Source organism: Streptomyces sp. NPDC059201 (assembly GCF_042754585.1).
GTDB lineage: Bacteria > Actinomycetota > Actinomycetes > Streptomycetales > Streptomycetaceae > Streptomyces.
Map to the genome: position 1 here is coordinate 134,014 of NZ_JBHZBB010000005.1, position 22,057 is coordinate 156,070.

Below are 22,057 nucleotides of genomic sequence, written 5' to 3' on the forward strand. Positions count from 1 at the left end.
GCGGCGCAGTCAACGGTCGCGGGACCTCACGAGGGTGAACACCGCGCCCTCCGGATCCGCGACCAGGGCGAGCCGCCCGGCCGTCCCGTCCCGGGGCGGCCGCAGCACGTGGCCGCCCAGCTCCGCCACCAGCCGGGCCGCCGCGTCCGTGTCGTCGACCTCGAAGTACGTCATCCAGTGCGGGCCCCGGTCCCGCGGCAGCGCGTCGCCCACCCCGTGCAGCGAGGCGACCGGGCGCCCGTCCACGTGCAGCGTGGCGTAGTCGAAGTCGGCCGAGACCACCGGCTCGACCTCGTACCCGAAGACCGTCCGGTAGAACTTGCCGACCGTGGCCGTCTCGTACGTCAGCAGCTCGTTCCACACCGGCGTCCCGGCCGGTCCGGCGAGCGCCGTGCCGTGGTGGGCCTCCGCCTCCCAGACGCCGAAGACGGCCCCCGTGGGGTCGGCGCAGATGACCAGCCGTCCGGCCTCGCCCGCGTCCAGCGGGCCCACCGCGACCGTCCCGCCGCAGCAGCGGATGGACTCGGCGGTCTCGTAGGCGTCGTGGGTGGCCAGGTAGGTGGTCCAGGCCGTGCTCAGGTGCCGGTCGGGGGGCAGCTGCCCGATGCCGGCCACCTCGCGCCCGCCCAGCAGGGCCCGTACGTACGGGCCGAGCTGCTGGGGGCCGGGGACGAACTCCCAGCCGAAGAGTGCCTGGTAGAACTCCTGCGTCGCGTCGATCCCGTGCACCATGAGACTCACCCAGCAGGGGGTCCCCGGGCTGCGCCGAGCCACCTCGGTCATCGTCACTCTCTCCTCGGACCACTTCGTGGCCGTGCCCTGCCGCCGGTGGCTTCGCCGGGCCGCGCACGGCGCGCCCCGGTCGCACCCTTCCTGGTGCGATCCGTCCGGAGGACGCCGGGTCCTTCCCCGTCGCGGGCATGGCTGCGCGAGGATGGCCCCATGAAGCCCATCATCTCCGCAAGCGAACTCGTGAGCGAGTCGGCGGGAGCCCGGCCGCCGGTCCTCCTGGACGTGCGCTGGACCCTCGGGGGCCCGCCCGGACGCCCCGCGTACGAGGCCGGGCACCTGCCCGGCGCCGTCTACGTGGACCTCGACGCCGAACTGGCCGGACCGCCCGGGGAGGGCGGCCGGCATCCGCTGCCCGACCCGGAGGTCTTCGGCGAGGCCATGCGCCGGGCCGGGGTCGGCGCCGACCGCCCGGTGGTCGTGTACGACGGCGGGCTCGGCTGGGGCGCCGCCCGCGCCTGGTGGCTGCTGCGCTGGACGGGCCACCCGGACGTGCGGGTGCTCGACGGGGGCCTGGCGGTCTGGCCGGGGGAGCTGTCGACGGAGGCGCCGGAGCCGGAGGCGGGCGACTTCACGCCGAAGCCGGGCGGGCTGCGGCTGCTCGACGCGGACGAGGCGGCGGCGCTGGCCCGTTCGGGGCTGCTCCTGGACGCCCGGGCCGCCGAGCGGTACCGCGGCGACGTGGAGCCCATCGACCGGGTCGGCGGCCACATCCCCGGCGCCCACTCGGCCCCGACGACCGAGAACGTGGCCGGGGACGGGCTCTTCCTCGCCGCCGACGCGCTCCGTGACCGGTTCGCGGCGCTGGGCGCGACGCAGGCGCCGGAGGTCGGCGTCTACTGCGGTTCGGGCGTCTCCGGCGCCCACGAGGTGCTGGCCCTGGAGCTCGCCGGCATCCCGGCGGCCCTCTACGCCGGCTCCTGGTCGGAGTGGTCCTCGGACCCGTCCCGCCCGGTCGCCACGGGCCCGAACCCGGAGTAGGACGCGCGGAAGCCCGGATGAGGGCACGCGGAAGGGCCCGCACCGATCGGATCGGTGCGGGCCCTTCACCGCGTGGGCGCGGTCAGTCCTGCTGCTTCTTCCTGCGCGTCCCGAAGACGATCTCGTCCCAGCTGGGGACCGCCGCGCGGCGGCCGGGGCGGACGCCGTCGGCCTCCGCCTGCCGGTCGGTGGCGCCGTGCAGCCGGTCGCGGTGGCCGGAGACGGAGCGGGGCATGAGGACGTCGGCGTAGGCCGCGCCCGCCCCCGCGGAGGCGGCGGGAGCGGGCGGCTCCTCCGCCTCGACCTCGTCGGAGGGCTCGGTGTCGGGCTGCTCGGGGACCACCAGGTCGCCGCGGAAGCTCGGTACGGCCTCCAGGAGGCTGGTGAGCGAGTCCCGCTCCTCCTCCGGCTCGGACGCGGACGCCGTCAGCGGGGTCCGGTCGAGCTGCCGGTCGAGGGCGCGGTCCATCGGCCGCTCCATCGGGCGGTCCAGGGTCCGGTCCAGCGGCCGGTCCCGGGGCAGCCGGGCGATGCGCGGTACGAAGGGGAAGCTCGGCTCCGGCGCGGCGGCGAGGGTGTCGTCGGTCTCGCCGATCAGCGCCCGCGCCTCGTCGTCCACGGCCTGGACGAGCCGGCGCGGCGGGTCGTAGGTCCAGCTGGCGGTGTGCACCTCGCCGGCGACCCGGTAGACGAGCAGCACCTCCCAGGTGCCGTCGTCGCGCCGCCAGGAGTCCCACTGCACGGTGTCCTTGTCGGCGCCGCGCAGCAGCAGCCGCTCCTGCACCGCCTCGCCGAGCTGGGGTCCGCTGTTCTCGCCGGGCCTGCGCACCGGGGTCTTGCGGGCGCGCTCGGCCATGAAGGCGCGCTCGGCGAGCACGGGGCCCTCGAAGCGGCGGACGCGGTCGACGGGGATGCCGGCGAGCTGGGCGACCTCCTCCGCGGAGGCACCGGCTCGTATCCGCGCCTGGATGTCACGGGGGCGGAGGTGGCTCTCGACCTCGATCTCGATCTGGCCGAGGCGCGCGCGGTCGTTGCGCACGGCGGCCCGCAGCCGCTCGTCGATCGGAAGCGTGTACTCCGTGCTGTCGGCAGCCTTGAGCACCAGTCGTGTGCCGTCGTTGGAGACGGCCACGACACGCAGTTCGGGCATGGGGACCTCCCGGGTGGTGCCTGCCGACGTCACGTGCGTCGCTGCTTCCGCTAGTCGAGTGTGGCCTGCCCGGGTGCAGCCTGCCACTACCTTGCCGAGTTGCCCGGCGTGTCGGGCGTGGACCCTGGGCCGCCGTTATGGCACGGTTACCTGTTCACTACCCGGAGTGACTGGGCGTCACACTGTGTAGCGGTTCCGTTCCCGGGCGCTCCGGAAGGCGTCCGGACCCAGGGTTCGTCAATGTACTCCATTCGGGCCACTCGGGTGGACCGGCGCGCCGCCCAACTTCTCGGGGTGCGCGGGAGTTGGACCCCCGCCCTCAATCCTCCCGCGTGGCACTCTTCACAGAACCCCCTGAACCGGAACTATTCGCTTCGCTCATGTGTCCCTTCTGGGTGCACGGTGGAACAGATGACCAGGCAGAGGGTGGAGATGCGTCACAGGCAGCCGACCGACACGGACGAGCCGGAGATACGGACGCCGGACCCCGGGAGCGAACCCCCGGAGCCCGGGTCGGAGGCGAAGCGGAAGATCGACCTGAGCGTGCCCCAGGTCGCCGGCAGCGCCCTCGCCGCCGTGATCGCCGCCAAACTCGCCTCCACCCTCGGCGTCTACGGGACGATCCTGGGCGCCGGCGTGATCAGCGTCATCGCCACCTGCGGCGGCCCGCTCTTCCAGCAGCTCTTCAAGCGCACCGGCGAGCAGGTGCGGGACGTGACCGTCGCCGCCAAGCCGAAGGCGCGTCAGGTCCCCGTCACGCCCCCCGCGGGCGACCGCCACACGCTGATGCTGGGCCCCGTTCCCGAGGCCGCGGCCCCGTTCCCGTACGACGAGGAGTTCGGGAGCGCCACCACCCACGGCACCCGCCTGCGCGGCTGGAAGCGCCCGGTGCTGGCCGCCGCGCTCGTCTTCGGCGTCACCATGGGCGGCATCACCACCTACGAGCTGGTCTCCGGCGAGGACTTCAGCGGCACCAAGGGCACCACCACCTTCGGCTCCGTGGTCCGCGGCGGCGACAGCGGCAAGCAGAACACCCCCGAACAGCAGCAGGAGCGGCAGGAGGGGGAGCGCGAGCCGCAGGCCCCCGCGCCGAGCGGCTCCGCAGGACAGGGCGACCAGCGGGACTCCGGGCAGGAGACCGGCCAGGAGCCCGGCACGGACGCGGGCACCCCGTCGACCGGCGCCACCCCCGAGACCGGCGGCGGGACGCCGAGCGGCGACGCCACGACGGCGCCCACCCCGGACCCGACCGGCTCCGCCGACGGCGGCACGGACCCGACCCAGGAGCCCACGGCCCCGACGGCGCCCGAGACGCCGTCCGCGCCCGCCGGGACGCCCGGCACCGGCCCGGCCGCCGGGGAGGCCCCCGCGGCACCCCCCGCCGACCCGGCCGGCTGAGCCCCCGTCAGTCGCCCAGCACCCGGCGCAGGTAGTCGTTGCCGAAGAGCCGGTCCGGGTCGAGCCGGTCGCGCAGCGCCGTGAACTCGGCGAAGCGCGGGTACGCCTCCGCCAGATAGGCGGCGTCCCGGGTGTGGACCTTGCCCCAGTGCGGCCGGCCCCCGTGAGCGGTCATGACGCGCTCCACCGCGGTGAAGTACCCGCGGTGGGGCGTTCCCTTGTAGAGGTGCACGGCGATGTAGGCCGTCTCCCGGCCGGAGGCCGTGGAGAGCGCGATGTCGTCGGCGGGCGCGGTCCGCACCTCCACCGGGAAGCTCACCTTCAGCGGGGAGCCCTCCACCATCGCCTTCAGCTCGCGCAGCGCCGCCGTCGCGGCCTCCCGCGGCAGCGCGTACTCCATCTCCAGGAAGCGGACCCGGCGCGGGGAGGTGAAGACCTTGTACGGGATGTCGGTGTACGTACGGGCGGACAGCGCGCGGCTGGAGATCCGGGCGATCGCCGGGATCGCGGGCGGTACCGCCCGGCCGAGCGAGCAGGCCGCCTGGAAGACGCCGTTGGAGAGGAACTCGTCCTCGAACCAGCCGCCGAGGCGCGGCAGCGGGGCGGCGGGGCCCGCGCTGCGGTTGTTGCGCTTGGTGTTGCAGTTGTCCGTGTGGGGGAACCAGTAGAACTCGAAGTGCTCGTTCTCCGCGTGGAGCTCGTCGAACTCGGCGATCACCCGGTCGAAGCGCATCGGCTCCTCGCGCGCGGTGAGCAGGAAGACCGGCTCCACGGCGAAGGTGATCGCGGTGATCACGCCGAGCGCGCCCAGGCCGATCCGGGCCGCCGCGAAGACCGCGCGCTCCTCGGCGGTCCCCTTCTCGGAACAGGTCATCAGCGTGCCGTCGGCGGTGACCAGCTCCAGGGCGCGGATCTGGGCGGCGAGGGAGGCGGAGTCGCGGCCGGTGCCGTGGGTGCCGGTCGAGGTGGCCCCCGCGACCGTCTGCTCCATGATGTCGCCCATGTTCGTGAGCGACAGGCCCTCCCTGGCCAGCGCCAGGTTGAGCCGCTTGAGCGGGGTGCCCGACTCCACCGTCACGGTCATCGCCTCGCGGTCGATCCGCCGGATCCCGGTGAGCAGACCGGGCCGGATCAGCAGGCCGTCGGTGGCCGCGATCGAGGTGAAGGAGTGGCCGGTGCCGACCGTCTTCACCCGCAGCCCGTCCTCGGCGGCCCGGCGGATCTCGGCGGCCAGCTCCTCGGCCGAGGCCGGGCTCGCCTCCCGCGCGGGGCGGGAGGACACGTTCCCCGCCCAGTTACGCCACGGGCTGCCCGCCCCGGCGCTCGCCCGCCCCGTCGGTCCCGCTGTCCTCGTGCTCATCTCGCCCCTCCCGGTCCGGCGCCGGCGTGCGCAGCCGGCGATGGCCAAGGACGGCCACCACGACCGCGAGCGCACCCGAGACGACGGGCACCACGTACGCGGCCTCCGCCCCCGAGGCGTCGACCACCCAGCCGGCGGCCGAGGAGCCCAGCGCCACACCGATCGCGAGGCCGGTGCCCGTCCAGGTCATGCCCTCGGTCAGCTGCGTGTGCGGTACGTGCTTCTCGACGAGGGCCATCGTGGTCACCATCGTCGGCGCGATGGAGAGGCCCGCGACAAAGAGCGCCACGGCCAGCAACGGCAGGTTCCCGGCCAGTAGGAGGGGGATCATACTCACGGCCATCGCACAGACGCCCAGCAGCCACCGGCGGGACGGCTCGCCCTTGAGGTGCAGCAGTCCGAAGACCGCTCCGGCCAGGCAGGAGCCCAGCGCGTAGACGGCGAGGACCAGGCTGGCGGCGGCCTTCTGGCCGCGCTCCTCCGCGAAGGCGACGGTCACCACGTCCACCGAACCGAAGATCGCGCCGGTCGCCACGAAGGCCATCGCGAGGACCTGGAGACCGGGGGAGCGGAGCGCCGACGGGGCCTTCACCGAGGACTGCGGGTGCGGCTTCGGTTCGGTGTCCCGCTGGGCGGTCAGCCAGAAGACGCCGATCGCGAGGAAGACGCCGGCCAGCAGCGGGCCCGCCTCCGGGAACCAGGTGGTCGACAGGCCGATCGAGATGATCGGGCCGAAGATGAAGCACACCTCGTCGACGATCGACTCCCACGAGTACGCGGTGTGCAGCGAGCGCGCGTCGCCCCGGTAGATGCCCGCCCAGCGGGCCCGGGTCATGGCGCCGACGCTCGGCACGACGCCGATCACGGCGGTGAAGGCGAAGAGCGTCCAGTCCGGCGCCTCCTGCTGCACGCAGAGCAGCAGTCCGGCGGCGGCGACGAGGGAGATCAGCGTGACCGGGCGGAGCACCCGGCGCTGCCCGTACCGGTCGACCATGCGGGAGACCTGCGGGCCGAGCACGGCGGCGGACATCGCCAGCGTCGCCGAGAGGGCGCCGGCGAGGCCGTACCGCCCGGTGACCTGGGAGATCATCGTGACGATGCCGATGCCCATCATGGACAGCGGCATGCGGCCGAGGAAACCGGCGACGGAGAACGAGGTGGTACCGGGCGCCGAGAAGATCGCGCGGTAGGGACTGGGCAAGGGGTTCTCCGGCTCTGCGACGCGGCGTGCCGCCCGCCCGACGCGGTCAACACGTGTAATTAATAGCTAAAGCCTAAGGGTTCGAAGCAGCGGGGTCACCCCCGAATTCCGGACGGGCCGCGCCCCGGGCCGTCGGTGCCGGGTGGCAGGATCGGTGCCATGTCCGATCAGCACGATCCCGCCCCGTACGACGCCCTGCTGCTGCTCTCCTTCGGAGGCCCCGAGGGCCCGGACGACGTCGTCCCGTTCCTGGAGAACGTGACGCGCGGCCGCGGCATCCCCAAGGAGCGGCTCAAGGAAGTGGGGCAGCACTACTTCCTCTTCGGCGGCGTCAGCCCGATCAACGGCCAGAACCGCGCGCTGCTCGACGCGCTGCGGGCCGACCTCGACGGGGCCGGCCTCCGCCTGCCGGTCTACTGGGGGAACCGGAACTGGGCCCCGTACCTCACCGACACCCTCCGCGAGATGGTCCACGACGGGCGCCGCCACATCGCCGTCCTCACCACCAGCGCGTACGCCTCCTACTCGGGCTGCCGCCAGTACCGCGAGAACCTCGCCGACGCGCTCGCCGCCCTGGAGGCCGAGGGCCTGCCGGTGCCCCGCGTCGACAAGCTCCGCCACTACTTCAACCACCCCGGCTTCGTGGAGCCCATGGTGGAGGGGGTCCTCGCCTCCCTCGCCGAGCTCGACGAGTCCGTCCGGCCCGGCGCCCACCTCGCCTTCACCACCCACTCCATCCCGGACTCCGCCGCCGACTCCTCGGGCACCGTCGCCGACCACGGCCCCGGCGGCGCCTACGTGAAGCAGCACCTCGACGTGGCCCGGGTCGTCGTCGACGCGGTCCGCGAGAGGACCGGCGTCGACCACCCCTGGAAGCTCGTCTACCAGTCCCGCAGCGGCGCCCCGCACATCCCGTGGCTGGAACCGGACATCTGCGACCACCTGGAGGAGCTGCACAAGGCGGGCGCCCCCGCCGCCGTCATGGTGCCGATCGGCTTCGTCTCGGACCACATGGAGGTCCTGTACGACCTCGACACCGAGGCCACCGCCAAGGCCGCCGAGCTGGGCCTCCCGGTCCGCCGCTCCGCCACCGTCGGCGCCGACCCCCGCTTCGCCGCCGCCGTCCGCGAGCTGGTCCTGGAGCGCGCCGCCGCCGAGCGCGGCACGCGCGCGGAGCGGTGCGCACTCGGCGCCCTCGGCCCCTCCCACGACCTGTGCCCGATCGGCTGCTGCCCGGCCCGCGCCGAGCGCCCCGCCGCCGCCGGTGCCGACAGCCCCTACGCCTGAGGAGCCACGCCGTGACCCCCGCACCCGCCCCCGCACCGCTCCTCGCCGAGCTGCTCGAACTGGCCCTGGAGGCCGCCCGGCGGGCCGGCGCCCTGCTGCGCGACGGCCGGCCCGAGGACCTGACCGTCGCCGCCACCAAGACCAGCGCCATCGACGTCGTCACCGAGATGGACATCGCCGCCGAGAAGCTGATCACCGGCTTCCTCGGCGAGCACCGCCCGCACGACGGCCTGCTCGGGGAGGAGGGCGCCGCCAGCCCGGGCAGCAGCGGCGTCCGCTGGGTCATCGACCCCCTCGACGGCACCGTGAACTACCTCTACGGCCTGCCGTCCTGGGCGGTCTCCATCGCCGCCGAGCTCGACGGCGAGACCGTCGTCGGCGTCGTCGAGGCCCCGCTGCGCGGCGAGACCTACCGCGCCGTCCTCGGCGGCGGCGCGTACCTGGGCGAGCGCCGGCTCGCGGTCCGCACCGCGCCCCCGTTCGACCAGGCCCTGCTCGGCACCGGCTTCGGCTACGTGCAGGCGCGCCGCGCCCACCAGGCCGAGGTGGTCCGGGAGGTCCTGCCGCTGGTCCGGGACATCCGGCGCGGCGGCTCGGCCGCCATCGACCTCTGCGACGTGGCGGCCGGCAGGCTCGACGCGTACTACGAGCGCGGGCTCAACCCCTGGGACCACGCCGCAGGGGCCCTGATCGCCCGCGAGGCGGGCGCGCGCACCGGCGGGCGTCCGGGACAGCCCGAGTCCGGTGAACTGGCCGTGGCGGCCCCCGAGGGCCTTTTCGAGCCCCTCCAGGAGCTGCTCGACCGGCTGGGCGCCTGGCACGACTGAGAACGGCCCCGGACACGGCGGTGCCCCGGAACCCAGAGGGTTCCGGGGCACCGCCGCGGCACTCCCGGGGGAGCGCCGTCGCTCAGGCGCTCTGCGCGCAGACGGGCACGACGACCTGCACGCCGTGCTCCGCGGCCAGTCGGTGCAGGTCGTCCAGCTCGGCCTGCTCGACGTCCGCGAGGTAGTCGTCGCCGGTCTCGCGGGCACGCGTGAGGTCCGACTGCGTGGTCCTGATGCGGTGCAGCAGCCCTGCGGTGAACGCGTCCATGCGCCCCTCCTCGTGGGTCCGGCGGCACGGGGGTGTGCCGAGGATGGATGGATCACGCTCCGTATCGCTCCCGGGGGACGGAAGAGCCGTGGGCGTGCCACAGACAGGGCGTGATCGCGGGGTGTGCAGACCTCCTCCCCACCCCTCCGCACACGGAAACCTCAACTCACGCCCGAGTCAGGTGAATTCTTCGCGCCGCCCGCCGCGGTCCCTTCCGTGATCCCGTTCGCGCTCCCCTCGGCGCTCCCTTCCGCGCTCCCCGCGCGCGGGGAGGCGGGTACCGCCGTCTTACAGCCGGTTTACGCGCGTACGGGGCAGGATGGACACGCACAGTCAGTGTTCAGAACCGCCCTCCCGTCCCCCGGACCGGAGCGCCGAAGGAAGGAAGAACGACGTGCGCGTACTCGTCGTCGAGGACGAGCAGCTGCTCGCCGATGCGGTGGCCACCGGACTGCGCCGGGAGGCCATGGCCGTCGACGTCGTGTACGACGGCGCCGCCGCCCTGGAGCGCGTCGGCGTCAACGACTACGACGTCGTCGTCCTCGACCGCGACCTGCCCCTGGTCCACGGCGACGACGTCTGCCGCAAGATCGTCGAGCTGGGGATGCCCACCCGCGTCCTGATGCTCACGGCCTCCGGCGACGTCAGCGACCGGGTCGAGGGCCTGGAGCTGGGCGCCGACGACTACCTCCCCAAGCCCTTCGCCTTCACCGAGCTCACCGCGCGCGTACGGGCCCTCGGTCGCCGCACCTCCGTGCCGCTGCCGCCGGTCCTGGAGCGCGCCGGCATCAAGCTCGACCCCAACCGCCGCGAGGTCTTCCGGGACGGCCGGGAGGTCCAGCTCGCGCCAAAGGAGTTCGCCGTCCTGGAGGTGCTGATGCGCTCCGAGGGCGCCGTCGTCTCGGCGGAGCAGCTCCTGGAGAAGGCGTGGGACGAGAACACCGACCCGTTCACCAACGTGGTCCGGGTCACCGTCATGACCCTCCGCCGCAAGCTGGGCGAGCCGCCCGTCATCGTCACCGTCCCCGGCTCCGGATACCGGATCTGACCCGATGGCCGCCACCCCGGCGCCGCACCCGCAGGCGCCACCGAAACCCACCTGGGACCCGCGGGACCCGGTCAGGCCGCTGCTCCGGCCGACCATCCGGATACGGCTCACGCTGCTCTACGGCGGCATGTTCCTGATCGCCGGCATCCTGCTGCTGTCGATCATCTACCTCTTCACCGCGCAGACCCTGAGCGCCAGCGCGGCCGACCTGCCGTTCAAGATCGTCGAGGGCCAGGTCCAGCCCACCACCTCCTGGTGCGTGCTGCCCGACAAGGGCACCGGCGAGCAGTTCAACCACGCCGTCTCCATCTGCCTGAGCCAGCAGTCCGACCGGGCCCTGGAAGACCTCCTGCGCCGCTCGCTCTTCGCCCTCCTCGGGCTGAGCATCATCGCCTTCGCCTTCGGTTACGCCATGGCCGGCCGGGTCCTCTCGCCGCTCGGCCGGATCACCCGGACCGCCCGCCAGGTGGCCGGCTCCGACCTGGCCCGCCGGATCGAGCTGGACGGCCCGGACGACGAGCTGAAGGAGCTCGCGGACACCTTCGACGAGATGCTGGAGCGCCTGGAGCGGGCCTTCACCGCCCAGCAGCGCTTCGTCGCCAACGCCTCGCACGAGCTGCGCACCCCGCTGGCGATCAACCGCACGCTCCTGGAGGTCCACCTCTCCGACCCCGGGGCGCCGGTCGAGCTCCAGCAGCTCGGCAAGACCCTGCTGGCCACCAACGAGCGCAGCGAGCAGCTGGTCGAGGGCCTGCTGCTGCTGGCCCGCAGTGACAACCAGATCGTGGAACGCAAGGCCGTGGACCTTGCCGAGGTCGCCGAGCGGGCCGTGGACCAGGTGCACGAGGAGGCCCAGGCGAGGGGCGTGGAGATGCGCGGCGAGCGCTCCCCGGTCGTCGTCCAGGGCAACGGCGTCCTGCTGGAGCGGATCGCCCTGAACCTGCTCCAGAACGCCGTGCGGTACAACGTTCCGGACGGGGGATGGGTCGAGGTCACCACCGAGGCCCAGCACGGTCAGGCGGTGCTCGTGGTGTCCAACACGGGCCCCGTGGTCCCCGCGTACGAGATCGACAACCTCTTCGAGCCGTTCCGCAGGCTCCGCCAGGAGCGGACGGGCAGCGACAAGGGCGTCGGTCTCGGGCTGTCGATCGCGCGCTCGGTGGCCCGGGCGCATGGTGGACGCATCAGCGCGCAGCCCCGCGAGGGCGGCGGCCTGGTGATGCGTGTCACTCTGCCGATCTGACAGACTGCAAGGGCGAAGCCCGATCTGTTCGCTTTGAGCGGAATTCCGGGACCCCCGTCCTGAGACGGCCGTGTGTGATCGATCACAAGCGCGAGTGCCCGGGGCATCGCGCTCCGTGACCGTGAAATCCGGGGGAAAACCCGGAAAAGTCCGGGTTTCCCGGACGCTGAGCGGCGGAAAGTACACGGGGTGGCGCTCCACGCGAACGCCCCCAGGACCGTGTACGGTCCGCATCGCCACTCGTACCCGCTCACTCGTGAAGTGTCCGGGACGGGTGTCGATTGAGTAACAGACCTTGATGTGAGGCAAAATCTGCGCCTCAGGTCGGGCACAAGTCCGACCTCTCACGCGTTACGTGCGCTGAGACACCCGCAACCACCCAGAGGGGGAGAGCGACATGGCAACGGATTACGACACCCCACGCAAGACCGACGACGACGTCGACTCGGACAGCCTCGAGGAGCTCAAGGCTCGTCGGAACGACAAGTCGACCTCGACCGTCGACGTCGACGAGTTCGAGGCCGCCGAGGGCCTGGAACTCCCGGGCGCCGATCTTTCGAACGAAGAGCTGGCCGTCCGGGTCCTGCCGAAGCAGGCCGACGAGTTCACCTGCATGAGCTGCTTCCTCGTGCACCACCGCAGCCAGCTGGCGCGCGAGAAGAACGGCCAGCCGATCTGCCGCGACTGCGACTGAGTCAGGCGCGGCCGTGACAGGCGACACACCGTCCCGGAAGCGGCGTCTGAGGCTTCCCTCGAAGCCCCGGACGCACAAGGGCGGCACAGGCCCGACGGAGGGCGCCCAGGAGGCTCCCGACGCCGAGCAGGCCGCCCCTCAGCCCTCCCTCGGCGTGGCGGACGACGAGCGGGGCCCCACGGCCTCGCTCGAAGCTGCCGGCACCCGACCGGGCGAGGCACCGCTCCCCGCGGAGCGGGACCCCGAAGGCTCCTCGGACCCCGAGGCGCCCGAGGACCGTGACGACAGCCGTCACGGAAGGCTGGACGCCGTCAGGCGGCTGGCCAACCCGGCGCGCGCCCAGCTCGACCGCATCAGGATCGACGCCGCGCGCATCGACGCCGTCCGCCGGAGCGTGGAGGGCGTCAAGCAGGGCGTGAAGCGGAGCGGCGACGGAGCCAAGGCGGGCATCGGCTATCTGGCCGACCGCCTGATCGACCTGGCCCCGCGCGTCCCCGTCCGCGACCTCGCGACCCTCCGCAAACAGTTTCCCGGGCTCGGCCCCGAGGAACTGGCCGACAAACTCGTCTTCGGCGCGGCCAACGCGAGCTCCACCGTCGGCGCGGGCATCGGCGCCGCCGCCATGCTCCCCGTACCGCCGGCCATGCCGGCCGAGCTGGCAGCGGAGATCACCGGCGTCGCCGCGATCGAGCTCAAGCTCATCGCCGAGCTCCACGAGGTCTACGGACTGAGGCCGCCCGGCACCCTGCCCCAGCGCTCGGCCGCCTACCTGACCTCCTGGGCCGAGGAGCGGGGCATCGACCCCACCAAGCCCACGACGATCAACGCGGCCCTCGGCGGGCAGCTCAAGCGCGAACTGCGCCAGCAGATCATGAAGCGCATGGTCCGCAACCTGCCGAACCTCACCCCGTTCATGGTGGGCGCAGCCGTCGGCGCGGTCATGAACCGACGCGACACCAAGAAGCTCGCCGGGCACATCCGCAAGGACCTCAGAGCCCGCCAGGTCCCCTGGGACCGCCTGCGGGAGCTTCCCCCGCTGGAGCAGCCCGAGAACCCCAAGGAGCTGGGCTTCTAGACCGCCCCGGGCCGCCTGCCGCGGCCCCGGGACGGACCTCCACGGAAATGGGGAGGGCTCAGCCCTCCTCCCGTACCGCCTCCACCGCCGCCGCCAGACCCTCCGGGTCACGGCTCGACAGGTACAGGTACGGCGTCGGGTCGGCCGGGTCCGTGACCTCGATCCGCACCGCCCGCGGCACATAGCTGCGCATCAGCATGAAGGCGCGCGGATCGGCCTTGTACGTGCGCCAGGCGCGCGCCTCCTCCTCGTCCAGCACCTCGACCGCCCCCAGCGCCGACACCGGCACCCGGGCCTCGCCCGCCACCAGCGAACCGGCCACCACGCGGATCCGGGCCGAGCCGTACGAGGACGCCGCCACACCGGCCGCCACGCCCGCCGCGATCACGCCGCCCAGCGTCGGCACCGTCCCCAGCGGGAACATGACCAGACCGCCGGAGAGCCCCAGCAGAACGACGATCACCCACCAGGAACCGGGCACGGTCAGCCGCTCGTCGAAACGCGGCGCCGCCGTGGACGCGGAGGACCCGGGGGAGGAGGCCCCGGACGATGAGGACGGTGCGGAAGGCTGCATGCGTCCAAGCTTGGCACGGCGCGACCGGCGCCCGGCCGCGCGGGTAAGGTCTGCGCCTGTGACTGCAACATCTGCCGCCCTCACCCCGCCGGCCGACGCCGTGGCGCCGACCCGCCACCCGGACGCGCCCGCCCCGGGCGAGCCGCTCGGCTCGCACTACGGCCACTGCTTCGGGTGCGGCGACGGACAGCCCCACGGACTCCACCTGGAGGCCCGCGCGGGCGACGGCGTGACCGTCACCGCCGAGTTCACCGTCACCGCCGACCACCAGGGCGCCCCCGGGCTCGCCCACGGCGGCGTGCTCGCGACCGCGCTCGACGAGACCCTCGGCTCCCTGAACTGGCTGCTGCGCGTCATCGCCGTGACCGGCCGCCTGGAGACCGACTTCCGCCGGCCCGTGCCGGTCGGCACCGTCCTCCACCTCCAGGCCGAGGTCACCGCCGTCCACGGCCGCAAGATCTACTCGACCGCCACCGGCCGGATCGGCGGCCCCGACGGCCTCGTCGCCGTCCGCGCCGACGCCATGTTCGTCGAGGTCAAGGTCGACCACTTCATCGACAACGGCCGCCCGGAGGAGATCCAGGCCGCCATGTCCGACCCCGACCAGGTCCGGCGCGCCCGCGCCTTCGAGGTGAACCCCTGATGCGTACCCCCGTCGACGTCCTGATCCGCCGGATCGACCCGGACGTGCCGATCCCGGCCTACGGCCACCCCGGCGACGCCGGCGCCGACCTCGTCACCACCGAGGCCGCCGTCCTGGCCCCCGGCGAGCGCGCCGTGCTGCCCACCGGCGTCTCGATCGCCCTCCCGGACGGCTACGCCGCCTTCGTCCACCCCCGCTCCGGGCTCGCCGCCCGCTGCGGAGTCGCGCTCGTGAATGCCCCGGGGACGGTGGATGCCGGGTACCGTGGAGAGATCAAGGTGATCGTGGTCAATCTCGACCCGCGCGAGAGCGTCCGGTTCGAGCGCTTCGACCGGATTGCCCAACTGGTCGTCCAGCAGGTCGAGAAGGTGCGCTTCCACGAGGTGGCGGAGCTTCCCGGCTCGGCGCGGGCCGAGGGGGGCTTCGGGTCCACCGGCGGTCATGCCGCCGTGGACGGCACGACGGGTGGGAATCGATACGCTTCGGTCGTATCCGACCGGGAAGGACAGTGACGTGTTCGGACGTCGCAAGAAGAGCGGTGCCGCCGACGAGGCGGGCGAGGTCGAGCAGGTCGTCGACGCCGTGGAGGGTGAGGACGCCGTGGACGCGGCCGACCAGCCGCGCAAGGTGAACCTTCCGCCGGCGCCCCGGCCCGACGGTCCCTGGGACATCTCCGAGGTCGCCAAGCCCGAAGAGGGCCGCGTCGACCTCGGCGGTCTCTACGTGCCCGGTGTCGAGGGCATGGAACTCCGCGTGGAGGTGGCCGGTGACGCGATCGTCGCCGCGACCATCGTGCTGCGCGACAGCGCCGTGCAGCTCCAGGCGTTCGCGGCGCCCAAGAAGGAAGGCATCTGGGGCGAGGTCCGCGAGGAGATCGCCACCGGCATCGTCCAGCAGGGCGGTGCCATCGACGAGGTCGAGGGCCCGCTCGGCTGGGAGCTGCGCGCGCAGGTCCCCGTCCAGCTGCCCGACGGCAACCGCGGCGTGCAGATCGTGCGCTTCGTCGGCGTCGACGGCCCGCGCTGGTTCCTGCGCGGTGTCATCTCCGGCCAGGGCGCGGTCCAGCCCGAGGCGGCCGGTCTGCTGGAGCAGATCGTCCGGGACACCGTGGTCACCCGCGGCGAGGGCCCGATGGCCCCGCGCGACCCGATCGTCCTCAAGCTGCCGAACGACGCGCAGATGGTGCCGGACGGCGTCCAGCAGGAGGAGCAGGCCGGTTCCCGCTTCTCCGGCGGCATGGGCCAGCTCCAGCGCGGACCGGAGATCTCCGAGATCCGCTGACGCGCCCCGGGACACCCCGGCCCACCGGCCTTTTCCGGGGGCGCGCGGTGACCGGCGGCCGAAGGCCCGTACACGCCCCTCAGAGCGCCCCCTACGGGTCCGCGCGTCCGGAGAGCGGGTCCGGCCGTCCGAAGATCGGGGTCGGCTCCGGGTTCCGGACTCTGGTCCGGGCGGCGGCCGCCGCCCATACTGGAGCGCAGGTGTTCGAGGAGGGGGAGCGCAGGGTGAGCGAGAACAGCACGCGGTCCGCGACGGGCGTCGTCGAGGACCCCGCCGGGGGCCCGATGATCCGGGTGGAGGACCTGCGCCGGTCCTTCGGCGAGGGCGAGGCCGCCGTCCACGCCCTCAAGGGCGTCTCCTTCGACATCCCGCGCGGCGAGCTGGTCGCCCTCAAGGGCCGCTCCGGCTCCGGCAAGACCACCCTGCTCAACCTCGTCGGCGGCCTCGACAGCGCCGACGGCGGCCGGATCGTCATCGACGGCACCGACCTCTCCACCCTCGGCGAGGAGGGCCTCCTGGAGCTGCGCCGGGACCGGATCGGCTTCATCTTCCAGTCCTTCGGCCTGCTGCCCATCCTCTCCGCCGCCGAGAACGTCGGCGTCCCCCTGCGGCTGCGCAAGGCGGACCCCGCCGAGCGCGAGGAGCGGGTCGCCCTGCTCCTCGCCCTCGTCGGTCTCGCCGACCACGCCTCCCAGCGCCCCGGCGAGCTCTCCGGCGGCCAGCAGCAGCGGGTCGCCATCGCCCGCGCCCTCGCCAACAAGCCCGCGCTGCTCATAGCCGACGAGCCGACCGGCCAGCTCGACGCGGAGACCGGCCTCGCGGTGATGGAGCTGCTCCGGGCCGTGGTCCGCAGCGAGGGCTGCACCGCCCTCGTCGCCACCCACGACCACCAGCTCCTCGGCCTCGCCGACCGGGTCCTCGAACTGCGCGACGGCGAGATCGTCGAAGCGGGCGTCGAAGCGGCCGCCGAGGCCGTCGCCGGAGTCTGAGTCGGCAGGCCCCTCAGACCTCCGGCGGGCCCGCCGGGATCTCGCGGACCTCGATCGGCATGTTCATCGGCACCCCGCGGGGGCCGGGCGCCGCCGACACCGTGGCGGCGATCTCCAGGGCCCGCTCCTCGGAGCCGACCTCCACGATCCACCAGCCGGCCAGGAACTCCTTGGTCTCCGCGAAGGGGCCGTCGGTCACCACCGGCGGCGCGCCGTCCCCGCCCGCCCGGACGATCCGCGCCGTCTCCGGCATCGCCAGCCCCTCGGCCTGGAGGAGCTCGCCCCCCGCCGTCAGCTTCCCGTTCGTGCTGATCATGAAGTCGATGTGGGCCCGGACGTCCTCCGGCGCCCACTCGGTGATCGAGGGGACGTCGAGGGTCCGCGAGCTGAACTGCATCAGCAGCATGTACTTCATGGGGTGCTCCTCGTGCGTGTCGTGTGCGTGACTCGTTGCTGGTGCGGCGGGCCCCGTGGCCCGCCGTCACCGGGTGGTCGGAGCAGGATCCGCGTTCTCGACACGGCGACCGCCTTCCGGTCCCAGCTTTCGCATCAGAATCATGTCAATACCGCACCGGGGTGTTCCTTCGTGTGCAGAATGTCCGATCAGCCCGACGTATGGTCGGTCCATGGGACGTGGCAAGCTTCGGATCTACCTCGGCGCGGCACCCGGCGTCGGCAAGACCTACGCGATGCTCGCCGAGGCCCACCGCAGGGTCGAGCGCGGTACCGACTGCGTCGTCGGCTTCGTCGAGCACCACGGCCGGCCGCGCACCGAGGTCATGCTGCACGGCCTGGAGCAGCTGCCCCGCCGCGAGATCGAGTACCGCGGCGGCGTCTTCACCGAGATGGACGTCGACGCCGTCCTCGCCCGCCGCCCCGCCGTCGCCCTCGTCGACGAACTCGCCCACACCAACGTCCCCGGCTCCCGCAACCGCAAGCGCTGGCAGGACGTGGCCGAACTCCTCGCGGCCGGCATCGACGTCGTCTCGACCGTCAACATCCAGCACCTGGAGTCGCTCGGCGACGTCGTCGAGGCCATCACCGGCGTCCGCCAGCGCGAGACCGTCCCCGACGAGGTCGTCCGCCGGGCCGACCAGATCGAGCTGGTCGACATGTCGCCGCAGGCGCTGCGCCGCCGCATGGCCCACGGCAACATCTACAAGCCCGACAAGGTCGACGCGGCCCTCTCCAACTACTTCCGCCCCGGCAACCTCACCGCCCTGCGCGAGCTGGCCCTGCTGTGGACCGCCGACCGCGTCGACGAGTACCTGCGGCAGTACCGCGGCGAGCACAACATCCGCACCACCTGGCAGGCCCGCGAGCGGATCGTCGTCGGCCTCACCGGCGGACCCGAGGGCCGCACCCTCATACGCCGCGCCACCCGGCTCGCCGAGAAGGGCGCGGGCGGCGAGGTCCTCGCCGTCTACATCTCCCGCAGCGACGGCCTCACCTCGGCCTCCCCGAAGGAGCTGGCGGTCCAGCGGACCCTCGTCGAGGACCTCGGCGGAACCTTCCACCACGTCGTCGGCGACGACATACCCAACGCCCTCCTGGAGTTCGCGCGCGGGGTGAACGCCACCCAGATCGTCCTCGGCTCCAGCCGCCGCCGCTCCTGGCAGTACGTCCTCGGCCCCGGCGTCGGCCAGACCGTCGCCCGCGAGTCCGGCCCCGACCTCGACGTCCACATCGTCACCCACGGCGAGGTCGCCAAGGGCCGTGGCCTCCCGGTCGCCCGCGGAGCCCGCCTCGGCCGCTCCCGGATCATCGGCGGCTGGCTCGTCGGCGTCGCCGCCCCGATCGCGCTCGCCCTGGTCCTCACCCACACCGACGCGGACCTCGGCCTCGCCAACGACATGCTGCTGTTCCTGGCGCTCACCGTCGCGTCGGCCCTGCTCGGCGGCTTCCTGCCGGCGCTCGCCTCGGCCGCCGTCGGCTCGCTGCTGCTCAACTGGTTCTTCACCCCGCCGATCCACCGGATCACCATCGCCGACCCGATGAACATCGTCGCCATCGCGGTCTTCTTCGGCGTCGCCATGGCCGTCGCCTCCGTCGTCGACCTCGCCGCCCGCCGCACCCACCAGGCCGCCCGGCTGCGCGCCGAGTCCGAGGTGCTCTCCTACCTCGCCGGCAGCGTGCTGCGCGGCGAGACCAGCCTCGACGCCCTCCTCGAACGGGTCCGGGAGACCTTCTCCATGGAGTCCGTCGCCCTGCTGGAGCGGACCGACGGCGCCGAGCCCTGGACCCACGCCGCCACCGTCGGCCCCCACCCGGCCCTGCGGCCCGAGGACGCCGACGTGGACATGCCGGTCGGCGACCACCTCGCCCTCGCGCTGAGCGGGCGCGTGCTGCCCGCCGAGGACCGCCGGGTGCTCGGCGCCTTCGCCGCCCAGGCCGCCGTCGTCCTCGACCGCCAGCGGCTCGTCGGCGAGGCCGAGGAGGCCCGCAAGCTCGCCGAGGGCAACAAGATCCGCACCTCCCTCCTCGCGGCCGTCAGCCACGACCTGAGGACCCCGCTCGCCGGCATCAAGGCGTCCGTCTCCTCGCTCCGCTCCGACGACGTCGAGTGGTCCGAGGAGGACCGGGCCGAACTCCTGGAGGGCATCGAGGCCGGCGCCGACCGCCTCGACCACCTCGTCGGCAACCTCCTCGACATGTCCCGCCTCCAGACCGGCACCGTCACCCCGCTCATCCGCGCCGTCGACCTCGACGAGGTCGTGCCCATGGCCCTCGGCGGAGTCCCCGACGGCAGCGCCGAGGCCGACGTCCCCGAGACCCTGCCCATGGTCGAGGTCGACAAGGGCCTCCTCGAACGGGCCGTCGCCAACATCGTCGAGAACGCCGTCAAGTACAGCCCCGACGGGGTGCCCGTCGCCGTCGCCGCCAGCGCCCTCGGCGACCGCGTCGAGCTCCGGGTGGTCGACCGCGGCCCCGGCGTCCCCGACGAGTCCAAGGACGGCATCTTCGAGCCCTTCCAGCGCTTCGGCGACGCCCCGCGCGGCTCCGGCGTCGGCCTCGGCCTCGCCGTCGCCCGCGGCTTCGTGGAGGCCATGGGCGGCACGATCAGCGCCGAGGACACCCCGGGCGGCGGGCTGACGATGGTCCTCACGCTGCGGGCCGCCGCCGGAGCGCCGCCGCCCCCGGCCGACCTCTCGGCCCACGCGGTGACCTGACCCCGCGCCCCGCACGCCCCCGCGGCCTCGCCCCGCCTCGCAGCCCCGCCCGCTCCCGTACCCTCGCCCCACCTCCGTACTCCACCTCCGTACCCCACTCCCGTACCCCGCTCCGCTCCCGTACCCGTCCCCGTACAGCAGAAGGAAGGCCCCCGACATGACCCGGGTCCTCGTGGTCGACGACGAGCCACAGATCGTCCGCGCCCTGGTGATCAACCTCAAGGCGCGCAAGTACGAGGTCGACTCCGCGCCCGACGGCGCCACCGCCCTCAGGCTCGCCGCCGAGCGCCACCCCGACGTCGTCGTCCTCGACCTCGGACTGCCCGACCTCGACGGCGTCGAGGTCATCAAGGGGCTGCGCGGCTGGACCCGGGTCCCGATCATCGTCCTCTCCGCCCGGCACACCTCCGACGAGAAGGTCGAGGCGCTGGACGCCGGCGCCGACGACTACGTCACCAAGCCCTTCGGCATGGACGAGCTCCTCGCCCGGCTGCGCGCCGCCGTCCGCCGCGCCGAACCCGTCGGCGGCGCCGAGGACGGGGTCGTCGTGGTCGAGACCGAGGGCTTCACCGTCGACCTCGCCGCCAAGAAGGTGCACCGCGAGGGGCGGGACGTCCGCCTCACCCCCACCGAGTGGCACCTCCTGGAGGTCCTGGTCCGCAACGGCGGCCGACTGGTCAGCCAGAAGCAGCTCCTCCAGGAGGTCTGGGGACCCTCGTACGGCACCGAGACCAACTACCTCCGGGTCTACATGGCCCAGCTGCGCCGCAAGCTGGAGACCGATCCCTCGCACCCGCGCCACTTCGTCACCGAGCCGGGCATGGGTTACCGCTTCGAACGTTGATGCGGGGCATCTTCCCGTGTCGGCGGCGGCCGGTACGCTTTTGTGTATGAGTGCTGCACCCCGTACCGACAAGCCGGCAGGCCGGTTCCGCCGGATGCTCGACCGGCTCTCCTCCTCGCCGGAGGACCTGGAGTCGGAGGAGCTCCAGGAGGACACGGCGGCCTCGGGCTGCACGCGGATCTCCGACTGTTCGGACCGACAGATCGTCAAGGTGACTGGTACCTTGCGCACGGTCACGCTCCGCCCCCGGGCCGGCGTCCCGGCCCTGGAGGCCGAACTCTTCGACGGCACCGCGCCGCTCGACGTGGTCTGGCTGGGCCGGCGCTCCATCGTGGGCATCGAGCCGGGCCGCAAGCTGATCGCCTCCGGCCGGATCTCCATGAGCCACGGCCGGCGGGTCCTCTTCAACCCCAAATACGAGCTCCGACCGCTCGGACAGGAGTAGCCGGTGACGTCCGTCGACAAGCCGACCACCGCACCGCCGACCCCGGACCAGGACGCCCGGACCGACAAGGCGGTGACCGAGGCCGCGCTCTTCGAGGCGTTCGGCGGTGTCCGGGGCATGGTCGAGACGGTCCTGCCCGGACTGCTCTTCGTCACGATCTACACGATCAACAAGGACCTCAAGAGCTCGGCCATCGCCGCGCTCGCGGTCTCCCTGCTCCTCGTCGCCGTCCGGCTCATCCGCCGCGACACCGTCAAGCACGCCTTCAGCGGCGTCTTCGGCGTCGGCTTCGGCGTCGTCTTCGCGATGATGACCGGGAACGCCAAGGACTTCTACCTCCCCGGCATGGTGTACACGCTGGGCCTCGGCCTCGCCTACATCATCACCACGCTCGCCGGCGTCCCGCTGATCGGCCTCATCCTCGGCCCGGTCTTCAAGGAGAACCTCTCCTGGCGGACCCGGAACCCGGGACGGAAGAAGGCGTACGCGAAGGCCAGCTGGGCCTGGGGCCTGATCCTGCTTGCCAAGTGCGCGATCCTCTTCCCGCTCTACTGGTGGGCCGACACCACCCAGCTCGGCTGGGTCCTCGTCGCGCTCAAGATCCCGCCCTTCCTGCTCGCGGTCTACCTGACCTGGGTCTTCCTCGCCAAGGCGCCGCCGCCGATCGACGTCTTCGCCGAGATGGAGGCTGAGGAGAAGGCCGAGAAGGAGCGCGAGGCCGCCGCCCGCGCCGCGCGGTCGGGACCGGAGGCGTAACACCTCGTACGGGGAAGGGCCCGGGACCATCACG

23 protein-coding genes are annotated in these 22,057 nt (G+C 73.2%); 16 read left to right on the top strand and 7 right to left on the bottom strand.

Going from position 1 to position 22,057, the window contains the following annotated elements:
• Nucleotides 1-9: 9 nt before the first annotated feature.
• Nucleotides 10-783, bottom strand: coding sequence for a VOC family protein (locus tag ACFXMG_RS18715; RefSeq protein WP_383820192.1), 774 nt, complete (start codon nt 781-783; stop codon nt 10-12).
• A gap of 159 nt (nt 784-942) precedes the next feature.
• On the opposite strand from ACFXMG_RS18715, the gene ACFXMG_RS18720 reads away from it, so the two are divergent.
• Complete coding sequence (locus ACFXMG_RS18720; RefSeq protein WP_383820189.1) at nt 943-1,770, top strand: sulfurtransferase; 828 nt, start codon at nt 943-945, stop codon at nt 1,768-1,770.
• 82 nt (nt 1,771-1,852) lie between these two features.
• Here the strand turns inward: ACFXMG_RS18720 and sepH are convergent, their stop codons facing one another.
• Nucleotides 1,853-2,920, bottom strand: a complete 1,068-nt coding sequence (sepH, locus tag ACFXMG_RS18725) for a septation protein SepH (RefSeq protein ID WP_383830789.1) — start codon at nt 2,918-2,920, stop codon at nt 1,853-1,855.
• A gap of 411 nt (nt 2,921-3,331) precedes the next feature.
• On the opposite strand from sepH, the gene ACFXMG_RS18730 reads away from it, so the two are divergent.
• Complete coding sequence (locus tag ACFXMG_RS18730) at nt 3,332-4,318, top strand: hypothetical protein (RefSeq protein ID WP_383830792.1); 987 nt, start codon at nt 3,332-3,334, stop codon at nt 4,316-4,318.
• A gap of 7 nt (nt 4,319-4,325) precedes the next feature.
• Here ACFXMG_RS18730 and ACFXMG_RS18735 read toward each other — a convergent pair whose 3' ends face one another.
• Both ACFXMG_RS18735 and ACFXMG_RS18740 read right to left on the bottom strand, forming a co-directional pair.
• Nucleotides 4,326-5,678, bottom strand: a complete 1,353-nt coding sequence (locus tag ACFXMG_RS18735) for a D-arabinono-1,4-lactone oxidase (protein WP_383830795.1) — start codon at nt 5,676-5,678, stop codon at nt 4,326-4,328.
• Nucleotides 5,614-6,879, bottom strand: coding sequence for an MFS transporter (locus tag ACFXMG_RS18740; RefSeq protein WP_383830798.1), 1,266 nt, complete (start codon nt 6,877-6,879; stop codon nt 5,614-5,616). Before ACFXMG_RS18740 ends, ACFXMG_RS18735 begins: the two co-directional genes overlap by 65 nt.
• A gap of 159 nt (nt 6,880-7,038) precedes the next feature.
• On the opposite strand from ACFXMG_RS18740, the gene ACFXMG_RS18745 reads away from it, so the two are divergent.
• Both ACFXMG_RS18745 and ACFXMG_RS18750 read left to right on the top strand, forming a co-directional pair.
• Nucleotides 7,039-8,166: a ferrochelatase gene (locus tag ACFXMG_RS18745; RefSeq protein ID WP_383830801.1), complete on the top strand. Its 1,128-nt coding sequence runs from the start codon at nt 7,039-7,041 to the stop codon at nt 8,164-8,166.
• A gap of 11 nt (nt 8,167-8,177) precedes the next feature.
• The gene (locus tag ACFXMG_RS18750) at nt 8,178-8,993 is read left to right on the top strand and encodes an inositol monophosphatase family protein (RefSeq protein ID WP_383830803.1); all 816 of its coding nucleotides are present in this window, start codon (nt 8,178-8,180) and stop codon (nt 8,991-8,993) included.
• An 82-nt stretch (nt 8,994-9,075) separates the two neighbouring features.
• On the opposite strand, the gene ACFXMG_RS18755 is transcribed toward ACFXMG_RS18750, so the two are convergent.
• Nucleotides 9,076-9,261 carry a hypothetical protein gene (locus ACFXMG_RS18755; RefSeq protein ID WP_383830823.1) on the bottom strand — a complete coding sequence of 62 codons (186 nt, stop codon included), beginning with the start codon at nt 9,259-9,261 and terminating at the stop codon, nt 9,076-9,078.
• A 394-nt stretch (nt 9,262-9,655) separates the two neighbouring features.
• On the opposite strand from ACFXMG_RS18755, the gene ACFXMG_RS18760 reads away from it, so the two are divergent.
• From ACFXMG_RS18760 to ACFXMG_RS18775, 4 genes are all read left to right on the top strand, one after another.
• Entirely contained in the window at nt 9,656-10,309 is a 654-nt protein-coding gene (locus ACFXMG_RS18760; RefSeq protein WP_030753578.1) for a response regulator transcription factor, read from the top strand.
• Between the two features lie 4 nt (nt 10,310-10,313).
• Entirely contained in the window at nt 10,314-11,552 is a 1,239-nt protein-coding gene (locus ACFXMG_RS18765) for a sensor histidine kinase (RefSeq protein WP_383830820.1), read from the top strand.
• A gap of 397 nt (nt 11,553-11,949) precedes the next feature.
• Nucleotides 11,950-12,246: a DUF4193 domain-containing protein gene (locus ACFXMG_RS18770; RefSeq protein WP_003955561.1), complete on the top strand. Its 297-nt coding sequence runs from the start codon at nt 11,950-11,952 to the stop codon at nt 12,244-12,246.
• 13 nt (nt 12,247-12,259) lie between these two features.
• Nucleotides 12,260-13,321 (top strand): hypothetical protein, encoded by a 1,062-nt coding sequence (locus ACFXMG_RS18775; RefSeq protein ID WP_383830816.1) that lies wholly within the window; start codon nt 12,260-12,262, stop codon nt 13,319-13,321.
• Nucleotides 13,322-13,379: 58 nt separating this feature from the next.
• Here ACFXMG_RS18775 and ACFXMG_RS18780 read toward each other — a convergent pair whose 3' ends face one another.
• Nucleotides 13,380-13,895 (bottom strand): DUF3093 domain-containing protein, encoded by a 516-nt coding sequence (locus ACFXMG_RS18780; protein ID WP_383830813.1) that lies wholly within the window; start codon nt 13,893-13,895, stop codon nt 13,380-13,382.
• Nucleotides 13,896-13,953: 58 nt separating this feature from the next.
• On the opposite strand from ACFXMG_RS18780, the gene ACFXMG_RS18785 reads away from it, so the two are divergent.
• The 4 genes from ACFXMG_RS18785 to ACFXMG_RS18800 all read left to right on the top strand — a co-directional run bounded on the left by ACFXMG_RS18785 (nt 13,954) and on the right by ACFXMG_RS18800 (nt 16,808).
• Nucleotides 13,954-14,538, top strand: a complete 585-nt coding sequence (locus ACFXMG_RS18785; RefSeq protein ID WP_383830811.1) for a PaaI family thioesterase — start codon at nt 13,954-13,956, stop codon at nt 14,536-14,538.
• On the top strand, nt 14,538-15,050 hold the full coding sequence (gene dut / locus ACFXMG_RS18790) for a dUTP diphosphatase (RefSeq protein ID WP_383830808.1): 513 nt from the start codon (nt 14,538-14,540) through the stop codon (nt 15,048-15,050). Before ACFXMG_RS18785 ends, dut begins: the two co-directional genes overlap by 1 nt.
• 1 nt (nt 15,051) lies before the next feature.
• Complete coding sequence (locus ACFXMG_RS18795) at nt 15,052-15,819, top strand: DUF3710 domain-containing protein (RefSeq protein ID WP_383830805.1); 768 nt, start codon at nt 15,052-15,054, stop codon at nt 15,817-15,819.
• Between the two features lie 284 nt (nt 15,820-16,103).
• Nucleotides 16,104-16,808 (top strand): ABC transporter ATP-binding protein, encoded by a 705-nt coding sequence (locus ACFXMG_RS18800; protein WP_383819329.1) that lies wholly within the window; start codon nt 16,104-16,106, stop codon nt 16,806-16,808.
• Nucleotides 16,809-16,821: 13 nt separating this feature from the next.
• Here ACFXMG_RS18800 and ACFXMG_RS18805 read toward each other — a convergent pair whose 3' ends face one another.
• The gene (locus ACFXMG_RS18805; RefSeq protein WP_383819243.1) at nt 16,822-17,223 is read right to left on the bottom strand and encodes a YciI family protein; all 402 of its coding nucleotides are present in this window, start codon (nt 17,221-17,223) and stop codon (nt 16,822-16,824) included.
• Nucleotides 17,224-17,434: 211 nt separating this feature from the next.
• Between ACFXMG_RS18805 and ACFXMG_RS18810 the strand changes: the two genes are divergently transcribed.
• The 4 genes from ACFXMG_RS18810 to ACFXMG_RS18825 all read left to right on the top strand — a co-directional run bounded on the left by ACFXMG_RS18810 (nt 17,435) and on the right by ACFXMG_RS18825 (nt 22,023).
• The gene (locus tag ACFXMG_RS18810; RefSeq protein ID WP_383819244.1) at nt 17,435-19,978 is read left to right on the top strand and encodes an ATP-binding protein; all 2,544 of its coding nucleotides are present in this window, start codon (nt 17,435-17,437) and stop codon (nt 19,976-19,978) included.
• Nucleotides 19,979-20,135: 157 nt separating this feature from the next.
• The gene (locus ACFXMG_RS18815) at nt 20,136-20,822 is read left to right on the top strand and encodes a response regulator (protein ID WP_383819246.1); all 687 of its coding nucleotides are present in this window, start codon (nt 20,136-20,138) and stop codon (nt 20,820-20,822) included.
• Nucleotides 20,823-20,868: 46 nt separating this feature from the next.
• The gene (locus ACFXMG_RS18820) at nt 20,869-21,267 is read left to right on the top strand and encodes an OB-fold nucleic acid binding domain-containing protein (protein WP_078868359.1); all 399 of its coding nucleotides are present in this window, start codon (nt 20,869-20,871) and stop codon (nt 21,265-21,267) included.
• Nucleotides 21,268-21,270: 3 nt separating this feature from the next.
• On the top strand, nt 21,271-22,023 hold the full coding sequence (locus ACFXMG_RS18825) for a DUF3159 domain-containing protein (RefSeq protein WP_383819248.1): 753 nt from the start codon (nt 21,271-21,273) through the stop codon (nt 22,021-22,023).
• Nucleotides 22,024-22,057: the final 34 nt, after the last annotated feature.

Coding starts and splice junctions, on each gene's coding strand:
- ACFXMG_RS18715 (WP_383820192.1), bottom strand. CDS start 783: ATGACCGAGGTGGCTCGGCGCAGCCCGGGGACCCCCTGCTGGGTGAGT.
- ACFXMG_RS18720 (WP_383820189.1), top strand. CDS start 943: ATGAAGCCCATCATCTCCGCAAGCGAACTCGTGAGCGAGTCGGCGGGA.
- sepH (WP_383830789.1), bottom strand. CDS start 2,920: ATGCCCGAACTGCGTGTCGTGGCCGTCTCCAACGACGGCACACGACTG.
- ACFXMG_RS18730 (WP_383830792.1), top strand. CDS start 3,332: ATGACCAGGCAGAGGGTGGAGATGCGTCACAGGCAGCCGACCGACACG.
- ACFXMG_RS18735 (WP_383830795.1), bottom strand. CDS start 5,678: ATGAGCACGAGGACAGCGGGACCGACGGGGCGGGCGAGCGCCGGGGCG.
- ACFXMG_RS18745 (WP_383830801.1), top strand. CDS start 7,039: ATGTCCGATCAGCACGATCCCGCCCCGTACGACGCCCTGCTGCTGCTC.
- ACFXMG_RS18755 (WP_383830823.1), bottom strand. CDS start 9,261: ATGGACGCGTTCACCGCAGGGCTGCTGCACCGCATCAGGACCACGCAG.
- ACFXMG_RS18765 (WP_383830820.1), top strand. CDS start 10,314: ATGGCCGCCACCCCGGCGCCGCACCCGCAGGCGCCACCGAAACCCACC.
- ACFXMG_RS18770 (WP_003955561.1), top strand. CDS start 11,950: ATGGCAACGGATTACGACACCCCACGCAAGACCGACGACGACGTCGAC.
- ACFXMG_RS18780 (WP_383830813.1), bottom strand. CDS start 13,895: ATGCAGCCTTCCGCACCGTCCTCATCGTCCGGGGCCTCCTCCCCCGGG.
- dut (WP_383830808.1), top strand. CDS start 14,538: ATGCGTACCCCCGTCGACGTCCTGATCCGCCGGATCGACCCGGACGTG.
- ACFXMG_RS18800 (WP_383819329.1), top strand. CDS start 16,104: ATGATCCGGGTGGAGGACCTGCGCCGGTCCTTCGGCGAGGGCGAGGCC.
- ACFXMG_RS18805 (WP_383819243.1), bottom strand. CDS start 17,223: ATGAAGTACATGCTGCTGATGCAGTTCAGCTCGCGGACCCTCGACGTC.
- ACFXMG_RS18810 (WP_383819244.1), top strand. CDS start 17,435: ATGGGACGTGGCAAGCTTCGGATCTACCTCGGCGCGGCACCCGGCGTC.
- ACFXMG_RS18815 (WP_383819246.1), top strand. CDS start 20,136: ATGACCCGGGTCCTCGTGGTCGACGACGAGCCACAGATCGTCCGCGCC.
- ACFXMG_RS18820 (WP_078868359.1), top strand. CDS start 20,869: ATGAGTGCTGCACCCCGTACCGACAAGCCGGCAGGCCGGTTCCGCCGG.